Annotated in this window: 9 protein-coding genes; 1 reads left to right on the top strand and 8 read right to left on the bottom strand. The window is 64.4% G+C overall.

Annotated elements, in window-relative coordinates; all coding sequences use genetic code 11:
- Window positions 1–190: 190 nt before the first annotated feature.
- The 8 genes from ACZZZM_RS02120 to ACZZZM_RS02085 form a co-directional block, all read right to left on the bottom strand.
- Window positions 191–904, bottom strand: coding sequence for a hypothetical protein (locus tag ACZZZM_RS02120; RefSeq protein ID WP_463593461.1), 714 nt, complete (start codon window positions 902–904; stop codon window positions 191–193).
- 537 nt (window positions 905–1,441) lie between these two features.
- Entirely contained in the window at window positions 1,442–1,747 is a 306-nt protein-coding gene (locus tag ACZZZM_RS02115; RefSeq protein WP_463593460.1) for a YdeI/OmpD-associated family protein, read from the bottom strand.
- Between the two features lie 54 nt (window positions 1,748–1,801).
- The gene (gene nagE, locus ACZZZM_RS02110) at window positions 1,802–3,493 is read right to left on the bottom strand and encodes an N-acetylglucosamine-specific PTS transporter subunit IIBC (RefSeq protein ID WP_463596360.1); all 1,692 of its coding nucleotides are present in this window, start codon (window positions 3,491–3,493) and stop codon (window positions 1,802–1,804) included.
- Complete coding sequence (ptsP, locus tag ACZZZM_RS02105) at window positions 3,493–5,970, bottom strand: phosphoenolpyruvate--protein phosphotransferase (RefSeq protein WP_463593459.1); 2,478 nt, start codon at window positions 5,968–5,970, stop codon at window positions 3,493–3,495. Before ptsP ends, nagE begins: the two co-directional genes overlap by 1 nt.
- 25 nt (window positions 5,971–5,995) lie before the next feature.
- Complete coding sequence (gene nagA / locus ACZZZM_RS02100) at window positions 5,996–7,159, bottom strand: N-acetylglucosamine-6-phosphate deacetylase (RefSeq protein WP_463593458.1); 1,164 nt, start codon at window positions 7,157–7,159, stop codon at window positions 5,996–5,998.
- Complete coding sequence (locus ACZZZM_RS02095; protein ID WP_463593457.1) at window positions 7,156–8,226, bottom strand: SIS domain-containing protein; 1,071 nt, start codon at window positions 8,224–8,226, stop codon at window positions 7,156–7,158. Before ACZZZM_RS02095 ends, nagA begins: the two co-directional genes overlap by 4 nt.
- Before the next feature lie 79 nt (window positions 8,227–8,305).
- The gene (locus tag ACZZZM_RS02090) at window positions 8,306–8,827 is read right to left on the bottom strand and encodes a carbohydrate binding domain-containing protein (protein ID WP_463593456.1); all 522 of its coding nucleotides are present in this window, start codon (window positions 8,825–8,827) and stop codon (window positions 8,306–8,308) included.
- A gap of 10 nt (window positions 8,828–8,837) precedes the next feature.
- On the bottom strand, window positions 8,838–9,950 hold the full coding sequence (locus ACZZZM_RS02085) for an acyltransferase family protein (RefSeq protein WP_463593455.1): 1,113 nt from the start codon (window positions 9,948–9,950) through the stop codon (window positions 8,838–8,840).
- Window positions 9,951–10,124: 174 nt separating this feature from the next.
- Here ACZZZM_RS02085 and ACZZZM_RS02080 point away from each other — a divergent pair, with 174 nt between their 5' ends.
- Window positions 10,125–13,334, top strand: a complete 3,210-nt coding sequence (locus ACZZZM_RS02080; protein ID WP_463593454.1) for a TonB-dependent receptor — start codon at window positions 10,125–10,127, stop codon at window positions 13,332–13,334.
- Window positions 13,335–13,366: the final 32 nt, after the last annotated feature.

Raw genomic sequence — 13,366 nt, 5'->3', positions numbered from 1 at the left:
GGAAACTCCGTGATGTTAATCTGGTTTTGCGAAAGATTCAGGTTGGGGCGGTCCGTGAGCGGCGCCGCGCTGGCCTTCTTCCCGGCCCCCGGCGTGTCACGGTCAATGCCGCCGATGTTACGGTTTATGGCTCGCGTGTGATGCGGCGGTCCTGCACTGAGGCTTGCCCGAGTTATGCTGGCCCCGCCCGTCATCGCTGCGCCGCCATGCGTGCGCCGAGCGCCCTCATCTGAGGCGACAAGTCGGACGCCGAAATTTTGCCGCCGGCATTTAGGGGGTATATTTCGGGTGTTTCATGCCCGTTCGGGCCGCCCGTTTCCGGGCTAGGGGATGGCTTACTTATAAGGTGGGACGGGGCGTCAGCAGAGACATTGCGCCCATCAACGCATTTCAGCCGATTTTGAGCGATCCTTGCTGACGCCGCGTCATCAAGCTTTCGCAGCCTTGCTGATGCCTCGTCAGCAGGAACGGCGCTATCTGCTGACACGGCGTCACCGACGATCTGTTTTGCCGGCGACCAATTCCGATACTCATTCGTGGCCGGGCGAAGGTGATTGCGGTCGCCCGATGTGATGAAGGTCAGCCGGTATTCGCGAGCGAGCCGTTGCTTCCATTGCGCCTCGGCGGCCACGTCGATCAGGCCATGCTCCATAAGCTCGGCAACCGCGGCGCTGATCTTGCGGTAATTCGTCGTGCTCAGGCGCGCGGCGATCGAGCGCTGCGGAAGCCCAATTTCTCCGTTATTGTAGCCGTTGAACTGGCGCACGATCTCGATCAGCACCGCGCGCGCCCAGAGGCTCAAATCTAGATAGGCGGGGCTATCCACCACGACGTGAGGAAGGCCCACCCAACCGCCGCCGCGGGTGTCGGCACGGTTATCCGCGAGCAGCTTCTTCTTAGCCATTCTCGGCCTCGCATAGATCGAGCACCGGCCAGCTTGTGGCGACGCTCAGGCTAGCGGCGTATGCGCGGGCCGCGCGAGCACTTGGAAACTCGCGGTCGTGTCCCACCCCGCTAGGGGGCGGGAGCACTTGCACGTCGATGCCGCAGCCGAAGGGCTCGGGCGCGATCATAATCGTATGACGGGGCCTAAGCACGGGCCGCCCTCCCAATGCGGGAGGCGGTTGCGATTCTCCGTTCCTTCTCACCCGCTAGCGCGCGCGCCAGAGGCCCCAGCGTTGCGGGATCGAACGGATTGGCGTAAAAGGGGACGAACCTGGAGCTGCCACGCAAACGGTTCCCAGCCCTCGCCTCGGTGCCAGCCGATGCGGGGGCTTTCTCATTCCGGCCACCATCTATTGGGGTAGCCATTGGGCGCGCGACTCGCGATGTTCCCGTGGGCCTGGAGAGAGGGGTTAGCCCTCGCTTGTGCCTGTTATCGTTGATTTGTTGCACCCCTGTCGGGTGCGCCAGCATTTTTTATGAATGGTTCTAGCTGGCGCTATTTGGCCTGCTTTGCATCGATCAGGACGGCTTGCTGCCATCGGCTGGGCGCCTTGTCGGTGCGATGGATGCAGCCGGCCCAGCAGCAGGGGCGCTTTTTTCCTTCGAGCATTTCCTCGCGGGTTCGTACGATGCGGCGCTGGCGCGTCGCCGGCTGCTTGGCGTCCTCGACCCAGCAGATGAACTCGTTGCGGCCGAGCGGAGTCAGTTTTTCCCAGAGCGCCAATATTTCGGGATCGGCGCGGATCGCGGCCTGAAGATCGTCCGCCGCTTCGTGCACTGTGCCGTGTAGAAACTGGTCCACCCCAAACCTCCAGGCGATGCCGGCGCGGGCGATTGGTCGCCGCGACGCTCCACTTTAGCGCGAACGGGGGCTTTCGAGGAGATGAATCACGTTGCCATCGAGCGACACCGCCGAGCGGTAGCCCGATGGCATGACTGCCAGATCGCTCAGCGCCGCATCCACGAGCGTCACGCGCAAGCGTCCATGCAGGCGCGTGGCCGTTGCGATATTCGCGGCGCCTCCTAATGCGTGAACAAGCTCGGAGGACAGTTCTGTGTCGCCCTGAGTCGAGGCGCGGGCGGCAGGGACGGGCGCAGCCGCGGCATTGCCGATCGCGGCGCGCATCTCCATCGCCACTGCGTCCGCGATTGGCCCGAGCACGACCTGTACGGCCTTGGCCGACGGCTTGATGATCCCGCGTGCGCCCAGTGCGACGAGGCCGGCTTCATCAATCCGGCTTTGGTCCATGACGATGAGCCGCAGGCGCGTGGTGCAGGCATCGACCGACTCGATATTGGCAGCGCCGCCTAGTGCCGCGACCAGTGCCTCTCCGCGCGACGCGGTCTGCGCATTGGCAGCGGGCTTGGCGGCGACCGTGTCGGTCTCGCGGCCCGGCGTCTTGAGGTCGAGGCGGCGGATCACAAAGCGGAACAGTGAGTAATATAGCAATGCATAGACTGCGCCGACGGGCAGCAGCAGCAGCGGATTGGTCGCCTTGCCGAAGTTCAGGACATAATCGAACAGACCGGCCGAAAAGCCGAAGCCGAGATGAACGTTGAGCGCCTCCATCAGCGCCATTGCCAGCCCGGTCAGCACCGCGTGGATGACGTAGAGCACCGGTGCCAGGAACATGAAGGTGAATTCGATCGGCTCGGTCACGCCGGTCAGGAAGCTGGTCAGCGCCAGGCTGAAGAGCATGCCGCCCACGGCCTTGCGCCGGTCGCTGCGTGCCTCGTGATACATGGCCAGGCAGGCCGCCGGGAGCCCGAACATCATCACCGGGAAGAAACCCGACATGAACGCGCCGGCTTGTGGGTCTCCCGCGAAGAAGCGGCGCAGATCCCCAGTGGTACCTTCGAAATCGCCGACGACGAACCAGGCGATGTTGTTGATGATATGGTGCAGCCCGGTGACAAGCAGCAGGCGATTAAGGACCCCGTAAGCGAATAGCCCCAGCCCGCCGGCATCGACGATCGCGCGGCTGGCGCTGTCCATCCCTGCGCTGATATATTCGTAGCTGACGCCCAGCACCGCGGCGATGGCGAGGCCGGTGACTCCCGCGGCGATCGGCACGAAGCGCCGGCCGCTGAAGAAAGCGAGATATTCGGGGAAGGCGACGGTCGCGAAGCGATTGTAGAATTTGCCGCCGATCAGCCCGGAGAGGATGCCGATCGGCACTTCGAGCTTGGCGACTGCCGCCTGCTTGAAGGCGTTCGACGCCATCGCCACGGCATCGCCGGTGACTTCCTTGAGTGCCTCGGGCGGCACGTCGATGAAAATCCGCAAGCCCTGCCCGATGACGAGGAAGCAGACCACGCCAGCGAGCGCGGCGGCGCCATTGCCGTCGCGCGCAAAGCCCGTGGCGACGCCGACCGCGAAGAGCAGGCCGAGATGCGCGAAGATCGCGTCGCCAGCGGCGCTTACGAAAGCGATGTCGAGCAGATCGGGCTGGCCGAGCCGCAGAAGCAGGGCCGCCACCGGCAAAACTGCGATGGGCAGCATGAGCGCGCGGCCCAGCGGCTGCAGCGCTTCCACGGCATTGCGCATCATGCGAGTTCCCCCAGGAAGGCGCGGACCAGCGCGCGAATTTCCGATGCCGATCCCAAAGTGAGCGCCTCTGCCGCAAGTGCGCGGCAGCGCTCGAGATCGAGGCGGCGGACCAGCGCCTTACCCTCGGGCACGAAGGCGGGCGGCGTCGAAAGTTCGCTGACGCCAAGCCCGATCAGCAGCGGAATGCCGAGCGAATCGCAGGCCAGCGCACCGCAGACGCCGACAGTCTTGCCATGCTTGGCGCCGCCCTCGCAGCTGCGCGCGATCAGCCGCAGCACGCCGGGGTGAAGCGAATCGATCCCCGCGGCGACCGCGGAATTCTCGCGGTCCATCGCCAGCGTATATTGGGTGAGGTCGTTGGTGCCGATCGAGAGGAAATCGGCTTCGGCGGCGATCAGATCGGCAATCGCGGCCGCGGCGGGGGTTTCGATCATCACGCCGATTTGCGCCGACGTGCCGCCCAGCCGATCGACTGCGGCGCTCACTGCACGCAGTTCGTCGAGCCCGGCAACCATCGGCACCATGATTCGGCACTGGCCGGGGGGCTGGACGCGCAGGATCGCGCGTAGCTGCGTCTCCAGCAGTTCAGGGTATGCGAGCGTCGCGCGGATGCCACGCACGCCGAGCATCGGATTCTTCTCGGGCGCGATCGGTAGCCATGGGGCGGGTTTGTCGCCGCCGATATCTAGAAGCCGGACGATTACCGGGCGCCCTTCCATCGCGTCGGCAATCGCCTGATAGCTGGTGTGCTGCTCGTCTTCGCCGGGCGCCGATGCCCGGTCCATGAACAGGAATTCGGTGCGCAGGAGCCCCGAGCCTTCGGCACCGCGAGCAACGGCGGCGATAGCGTCGCCCGCCGAGCCGAGATTGGCGAACAGCTCGATGCGGGTGCCGTCCGCCGTACGGCAAGGCTCGCTCGCGGCGCTGAGCGCCGCTGCCTTGTGCTCGTTGAGTATGGCGATCCGCTGGCGATGGGCTTCCAGCGCTTCGGCAGGCGGATCGACGTGAAGCAGGCCTGCGTCGGCATCGAGAACCAGCTGCGCGCCCTTTGCCACGGTTGATAGCGGGGTCCCGGCCGCGACCAGCATCGGCAGCCCCATCGAGGCGGCGATGATCGCCACGTGCGACGTTGCGCCGCCTTTGACCAACACGATTCCGGCGACCCGTTCTGAGTCCAGCCCGATCAACTGCGAGGGCAACAGGTCATGCGCCAATAGGATGGTGCCGGGCGCGAAATCCTGGCCGCCGGGTTCTTGTCCCAAAAGCGCAAGCAGCACCTGCCGCTCCAGATCCTCGAGATCGTCCGCGCGCTCGGCAAACCGGGCCTCGCCCGAGGCGCGCAACACCGCCGTCTGCGCCGCGATCGCCTCGCTCCAGGCGAAGCCGGCGCTGCGGCCTGCGGAAATGTGCCCGCGCGCTGCCGCGAGCAGATCCTCGTCGTCGAGAAAGAGGAGATGCGCCTCGAGGATGTGCCGCTGCTCTTCGGTGCCGCGCGCCGCGGCCTCTCCGATATAGGCGATGACCCGCGAAAGAGCGGAGTCGAGCGCGGTGCCTTCGGCCGCCGGATCGGCTGCGTCGCGCGCGATCTCTGGCATCTCGACCGAGAGCCACGCGGCCTTGCCCATCCCCAGGCCGGGTGCCGCGGCAATGCCTGCGAGCGCGCCTTCCGGCGCCTTGGGAATGGCAGGAACGGGCGACGGTGCCTTGGTCGCGGTCTCGCCCATGCCGCCCGCGATCAGATCGCCGACCGCCTGCACCGCCGCGCGCGCGTCGCGGCCGCGGGCTTCGATCACGATACTGTCGCCCTGCTTCAGCCCCAATGCCATCAGCGTCACTGCACTGCGGACACTGGCGCCCCGCTCGCCCGATATGATCTCGACTTCGGCCTCGAACCTGCGCGCGCATTCGCCGATACGAGCTGCGGGCCGGGCATGCACGCCATGCACCAGCGGAATTGCGATGGTCCGGCGGTGGATCTCGCCGTCGCCCGCTGCCCATTCGCGCTCTTCGGCTGCGATCGGTGCCAACGTCATCAGAGCTTCGCCGACGCCGACCATCTGCCCGATCGTCCGTCGCTCGATGCGGAAGGCGTCCGAATTGACGACGATCACTGGCGTAATCAGGCTGGTCGCGGCCTGGCTCAGGGCATCGAGATCGAATTCGATCAGCGGATCGCCGCGCAGCACCTCTGCGCCCTCGGTCACCAGCGCGCGAAAGCCCTCGCCCTTCAGCGCCACCGTATCGAGCCCGGTGTGGATCAGTATTTCGGCGCCCGCCGCATTGCCGATCGTTACTGCGTGACCGGCGGCGTGAAGCGCAACGATCGTTCCGTCACACGGGGCGTGGATCGTAGCTCCGGTCGGGTGGATCGCGACGCCATCGCCCATCATCCGCTCGGCGAATACGGGATCGGGCACTTCCTCAAGCGGCGCCGCCCAGCCCTTGACCGGCGCGGTGATAATCAGATCGGCCAAGCCGCGTTCCCCCCAAATTCGCCGTCTAGATTGTCGCAGCGGCGCTTTCCTCGACCATGTCGGCCTGACGCTCGCCGCCGATCCAGGTGCCGCGCGGCCGCAAGTCGCGATCGAGCACCACCCAGTCCGCCCGCTTGCCTACGCCCAGCGTGCCATGCGTTGCGGAAAGGCCAAGGAACGCTGCCGGCGCTTCGCTCGACATCCTTGCCACTTCGGCCGGTGCAAGTCCCGTAATCTCCACGGTGTTGCGGAACGCCGTCGCCATGTCGAGATCGGATCCGGCGAGCGTGCCGTCTTCATAGGTACAGACGCCGTGATGCACTTCGATGCGCTTGCCCTGCAACATGAAGCTGGCGGCATTGGTGCCCACGCTTGGCATCGCATCGGTCACCAGCATGATCCGGTCGGGGCCCTTGGCGCGGATTGCAATCCGCACCGTGGCGGGGTGGAGATGGGCGTTGTCGACGATCAGCCCGGCCCAGCAACCCGGAGCATCGAGCGCGGCGCCCGCCGCTCCAGGTGCCCGGTGGGTGAGGGGGGACATGGCGTTGAAGAGATGGGTGAACCCGGTCAGCCCTGCGGCAACCGCCGCCTGCGCTTCGTCATAGGTAGCGTTGGTGTGCCCCGCCGAGACGATCACGCCGTGCGAGACGAGCATGCGGATATGCGCCAGCCCGACGCGCTCTGGCGCCACCGTCAACACTACGCGCCCCATGCGCGGGCGCGAAAGCAGGCCGACCAGTGCCGGGTCGAGCTGGCGGATATGATCCGCCTCGTGGATGCCGCGCCGGGCGACGTTAATGAAGGGCCCTTCGATATGCACGCCGACCACGCCGGGCACCCCCGCGGCGATCGCGGCATCCACGGTGGCTAGCGCCGCTGCGATCTGGTCGGGCGAATCGCTGATCAGCGTCGGCAGGAATGCAGTAGTGCCGAACCGCGCATGCGCCGCGCCGATCGCGGCAATCCCCTCGACGCTGATATCATCGTTGAACAGGACGCCGCCGCCGCCATTGACCTGGGTGTCGATAAAGCCCGGAACCAGCCAGCCGCCCTGCAGATCGAGATCCGGGCTGCCCGCCATCGCCGGATCGATCGCGGCGATGCGGCCCTCCACGACCTCGATCGTCGCCGCGCCGAATACCGTGCGGCCGACCAGAATTCCGCCATTGGCGACGCGCAGTTTCATGTCGTCCGTGTCACCTTGTTGAGAAAGGGCGGGCGATCGGGATCCATGCCACGTGCGATGGAGAGCTTTTCGGCAAAGGCATAGAAGCTCTGGATCATCAGGATCGGCTCGATCACTGGATGCTCGGCGAGCGCCGGCAAATTGCCCGTGCCCCTGGTATCCGCCCGCGACACCAATGCGCCGCGCGATTCGAACAAGGCTGCAGTCTCGCGCACATCCTCGCCCGCGGCATCGCTGTCTGCGAAGGCGAGGATCGGGAAGCCCTCGCCAACGATCGCCATCGGGCCATGCTTGACCTCGGCCGAACTGAAGCATTCGGCGTGCAGCCCGCAGGTTTCCTTGAGCTTGAGCGCCGCCTCCTGCGCCACGCCCAAGCCATAGCCGCGGCCGATGACGAAGAGGTTCGAGGCCTGGATCAGCGCGGGCTCCGCGACGGACCAATCGAGCGCGAAGGCGCGGGGCAGCAGATCGGGCAGGCGCTCGACCGCGGCCTCCAAGTCGCTATCTTCGGTCCATGCCGCGACGAGCGCCGCAAAGGCTGCGAGCGAGACGATATAGGATTTGGTAGCGGCGACCGAGAGTTCGGGGCCAGCGCTCAGCGCCAACACTTCATCGGCGATTCGCGCCAGCGGCGAGTCCGGCGCATTGACCAACGCAATAACGAACGCGCCGCGCGCTCGCTGCGCCTCGACGGCAGCGAGCAGATCGGGGCTGCGTCCCGATTGCGAGATCGCGATGCATAACAGGCCGGGATGCGGCTGGGCTGCAGCCGCAACTGCCGGATAGACCGAGGATACCGACAAGGCAGCCGAGGCCGTGACCACGCCGGCCAGCGTCTCGATCAGATATTTTCCATAGGTCGCGGCGTGATCCGAAGATCCCCGCGCGCAGGTGACCACCACTTGCGGCGGCTCGGCGCGAAGCCGCGCACCGATCCGCGCCAGCCCCTCCCGGTTTGCGGCCAGAAACCGGGCAACCGCTGCGCCCGCCTCGGCTGCCTCTGCACGCATCAGCGTATCGCCTGGATCGGCGGCGGCATTATCGCGTCGGGTTTGGGCATGGGACATCGCTGAAAACTATATGAACTCGGCTAGCGACAGACAATAGGTATTTTAGTTGTCTTATTGGTATTGACCAGTGGAATCGTTAATTTGCTAGCATGACGAAAGCCGGACCGAGATCGATGCTGTGCGCCGCGCCGCCCAATGACAGCGCGGCATTGGCGGCGCCCGCGGGGTAGTCGGCATTGGCGATTCCACGCACATGAACGAGCTTCCATTCCGTGCCGATTTCGACTTCGCCGCTGATGATTGCGTGATAGGGCGCGCTGCTGCGCTGGATGTGCGCCGAGACGCGGCTCTTGCCATCCGCGCCGCCCGACAGCAGCCGGGCCCAGAAGGCGAATATCAGCCGGTCGCCCTTGCGGATCGGCTTGGTGATGATGGTCGACGCGCCGACGTCCCAGGCATTGCCGGGCTTGGCCGGTATGTCGACACGCACCGCACCGCCGCCCTGGGCCAGCTTTTCCTTGTGCGCCTTGTGCGTCTGGCCAGGGCCATAGACGTTCCAATTGGCGGACGGGAGATTGAGCATCGTCCCGTCCTGCGGCGTGGCCGCCAGCACCATCGGGGCGATGAGCGCGGCGATTGCCACCAGTGCGTATTTCATCCGGCCCTCCTCAAATCCTGACGATCCACCGCTTGCGCCGGAGATACTCCACGAACAGCCAGAGCAGCGCGATATAAAGCAGCACGGGCACGAACGCGGCGAGCGGATCGCCGATCAGGCCTCGCAGCCACTGGTACGGCACCAGCATGATCTGCCACGTCGGCCAGGAAGCGGAGAGCTGGTGCGCAACATAGGCGGCGATGGCGTTTATCCCGAAGGCGGTGCCGAACAAGGTAAAGGCGCGAGTCGCGGCGCTGTGAGCGCGCGGGCCATCGAGCCAGGCGTGGAGCCCCGCCAGCGCCAATGTGAGGATCCCGCACGTGACCAGCACGAAGCTGCTCGACCAGATATCCTTGATTACCGGGAAGACGAACCCCCAGGCGATTCCCGCGCCAAGCATGACTGCGCCGGCCAGCGCCAGCATCCGAGCCGAACCCGATGGCCGCCTGAGCAGATATTCGCCGATCGCCACGCCGATCAGCCCGTGCGCAATGGCGGGGAGGGTGCCGAGCAGGCCTTCGGGGTCATAGCCCTCGGGACCCGTCACATAGATGTGATTGCCCGCACCCAACAGTACGCGATCGACCGAGGCGACGAAGTTATGCCCCCGCGCCCAGATGTCGTTGGGCAGCCCATCCAGTGCCGGGGCTAGCGTCAGCGGCCAATAGAGCAGGAGGATCGCGGCGATGATCGCCAGGCGAACACGCGGCCCGCAGGCGAGGAACAGCAGCGCACAAGCGCCATAGACCAGCCCGATCCGCTGGAGCACGCCGAACAATCGCCAATCGCCGCTCGACATATCGGCGAACCAATAGAGGTTGGAGAGAAGGAAGCCGGCCAGGAACAGCCGCGCCGTCCGCGCCAGGATTGCGCCTGTCTGTCCGCCATCCCGTCCGTTGGCAAACGCCAGGGGGATCGCCACGCCCACCATGGTCAGGAAGCCGGGAAACACCAGGTCGGCGATCGTCAGGCCATTCCAGTTCGCATGCAGCAGCAGCGGGTAAACTTCGGCCTCGGCGCCATACTTCATCCCGGCCATCGAATTGACCAGGATCATCCCCACCACGGTCAGCCCGCGTAGCACGTCCAGCGATACCAGCCGGGTCTTCGCATTGTCGGACATCAGCCCCTCCCTCTCCGATTACGACACCTTGTATCGCATTTCATATGGACACTGTAACCGATTTGTAGTCTATTGGTATTGCACCAACATCAGAATTGGTATTAGCGACGCAGCGGGAACGGCTGTCGATACAGGGGGAAATTGCATATGCGCGTTGGTCAGAATCCGTCCAGCTTGAGCAGGAAGTTGCTCGCAACCGTATGTTTTGCAGCCCTCAGCGCGGGCGCGACCGGGCCGGCCTGGGCGCAGGATGTTCCCGCAAAAGCCGAGGAAGACGAAGTCGTCGTCACCGGCCAGCGCGCCAATCTCGATTCGGCGCAGAACCGCAAGCGCGATGCCGATACGGTGGTCGATTCGATTACTGCTGACGACATCGGCTCGTTCCCGGACAAGTCGGTCGCCGAGGCGCTCCAGCGCGTTCCCGGCGTTACCGTCGTCCGCTTCGCCGGCACCGACGATACGTCGCACTTCTCGGCAGAGCCCTCGGGCGTCATCGTTCGCGGCCTTCCCCAGGTTCGCTCCGAATTCAACGGCCGCGACACCTTCTCGGCAAACAGCTCGCGCGGCCTCAGCTGGCAGGACATCTCGCCCGAGCTGCTTTCGGGCGTCGACACCTACAAGAACCAGACTGCGGACATGGTCGAAGGCGGCATCGCCGGCACGATCAATCTGCGCACGCGCCTGCCGTTCGATTCGAACAAGGACGTCATCTCGCTCGGCGTGATGGGCAATTACGGCGACATCTCGAAGCGCGTCACTCCCGAAGTGTCGGGCGTGATCACCAAGCTGTTCGAAACCGGCGCCGGCACTTTCGGGATCATGCTCAACGGCGCCTATAGCAAGGTCGAGACTGGCAGCCAGGGCGTGCAATTCGATCGCATGGCGATCTATGCTGCGGGCGCTTTCGGCCCCAACAAGACCTATATCCCCAACGGCATCTACATGCGCGACAATCTATATGATCGTAAACGCATCGGCCTTGCCGGCGCGCTGCAGTGGCGCTCGACCGACGGCTCGATGGAAGCGACGGCGCAATATACCCGCTCGCAATATGACAATAGCTGGCGCGAGCACTCGGTCTATTCGTCGGCAGGGCACCTGCTCGAGCTGTACGGCAAGCCGACCGATTATGTGTACACCGATCCGAGCTTGATCCAGCCGCTGCAGGGCAAGCCGGCCTTCACGTTCGACAATGAGGGCAATTTCACCTCGGGCTGGTGGTCTTCGCCGCAGCCTTATGTGGGCGAAGGCGGGGCCGAGAACGGCTTGGGCATGAACGCCGCGGGCGGCGCATTCTATCCGCGCTGCTATGCGTGGGAAGGCTGCACTAATTCGCGCCGCGCGCCGCAGGTCGACACCTCGTCGAACTCGCTGCGCAACAAGCAATATACGCAGGACTTCACCTTTAACTTTAAATGGTCGCCGAGCGATCGCGTCCACCTCAATTTCGACGGCCAATATGTCGATTCACAGGTGCACAATTATAACGCGTCGGTGCTGTCGCGGAGCTATGCGAACACCTTTGTCGATCTGACCGGCAAATATCCGCGCCTCGAATTCACGCCGACCGTCGCCGATAATATCGGCCTGTCGCCGGGCGGGCTCACCAACGCCAACAACTATCATTATTACGCGATCACCGATCATACCGAAGACAGCAACGGCAACGAGATCGCGCTGCGCGCCGATGTCGAATACGAGATCGATACGCCGTGGCTGAACTCGCTCAAGATCGGCGCGCGCTATGCCGATCGCGACCAGACGGTGCGCTGGGGCGCCTATAACTGGGCGAACATCTCGAACAACTGGACCTACACCCAGGCGCCTTATTTCAACATCGACAAGCCGATCTACGGATCTGGCTCGAACGAAAGCTTCAACTTCGGGTCGGACTTCTTCGCCGGCAACCAGATGAACCATAACGAATTCCGGTTCTTCACGATGGACAAGCTTCAGAACCGCGAGGATCTGGCGAAGGCGCTTGGTCGTCCGTCGATCGGGGTGGGCGAATATTATCCGGTCTGCTCGGGCCAGGGCTATCGCACCGGGGAATCGGTCAACGGCGAATATGGCTGCTATCTGCCCAGTGAGATCCTCAAGCTCAGCGAGACGACGACTGCGGCCTATGCCAAGCTCAAATTTGGTGGCGCGGACGCCAAGATCGGCGGCATCGGCATCTCTGGCAATATCGGCGGCCGCCTGATCTTCACCGTCAACAAGACGCAGGGCGCTCTCACCCTGCCGACGGCGTTTACGCCGACTCAGCTTACCTGCAGCTATAATCCCAATCCGCTCGACCCGACGCCGCTGACGCCGACCTTGCCTCTGGTCCCGACCTCGGGTTGTGTCGTGACCGCGGCGGAGCTGGCGTTCAACAACGGCGCCTCGGTCGCGAATACGGCGCGGCAGGACCATGTCCACTTCCTGCCCAGCTTCAATCTGAAGCTCGATTTCACCGACAAATTGGTGTCGCGCTTCGCTTATTCGCGGGCGATCTCGCGGCCTGACGTCGGCTTGCTGCGCAACTTCACGACCATCACGCGCACGTCGCCGAGCCTTGCCGACCGGTCCGATCCGAACATCATCTTCGGACCCGACGGGACGACGATCACCGGCTATAACTGGCGCTATCGCGGCCAGGCGGGCAATCCGTACCTCAAGCCGATCGAAGCCGATCAGTTCGACGTGACGCTCGAATATTATTTCGGCCGCGCCAGCTCGTTCACTGCGACCGGCTTCCTCAAGAAGTTCAACAATTACATCCAGTCGGGCACGTACAACCTCAACGTCACCAACAATGGCGTGTCGCGCAACGTTCTCGTGAACGGGCCGCAAAATGGCGATGGTGCGTCGATCAAGGGCGTGGAAGTCGCCTTCCAGACCTTCTTCGATTTCCTGCCAGGTCTCCTGAGTGGCTTCGGCGTCCAGGCAAACTACACCTATGTCGACAATAACGGCATCGAGACGATCAACCTAACCAACGAGACGGGTGGCGGTACTGCCGGCGGCGGCGTCAGCTACGATGCCACGGCTGTGAAGGCCAAGGCGCTCGAGGGCATCTCGACGCACGCGTTCAATCTGGTCGGCATGTACGAAAAGGGCCCGATCTCGGCGCGCGTCGCGTATAACTGGCGTTCGGAATATCTGGTGACGGCGATCGATTGCTGCGTCGGCTTCCCGATCTGGCAGGATGCAACGGGCTATCTCGACGCGTCGCTCCGCATCCGCTTCATGCGCCAAGCGGAATTCATCATCCAGGGCAGCAACCTTCTCGGCACCGATACCGTGCTCAAGCAGCAGGTCGACAATAGCGGCCTGCTCAAGCCCAATGCCTGGTTCAAGAACGACCGGCGCATCCAGGCAGGTATCCGCCTTACCATGTAGCCTCCCCTTCGCCGGAAGCTGGCTCAGGCTGG

The organism is Sphingomonas sp. AC522 (assembly GCF_979258125.1).
This window is presented reverse-complemented; position numbering and strand designations above follow the sequence as displayed.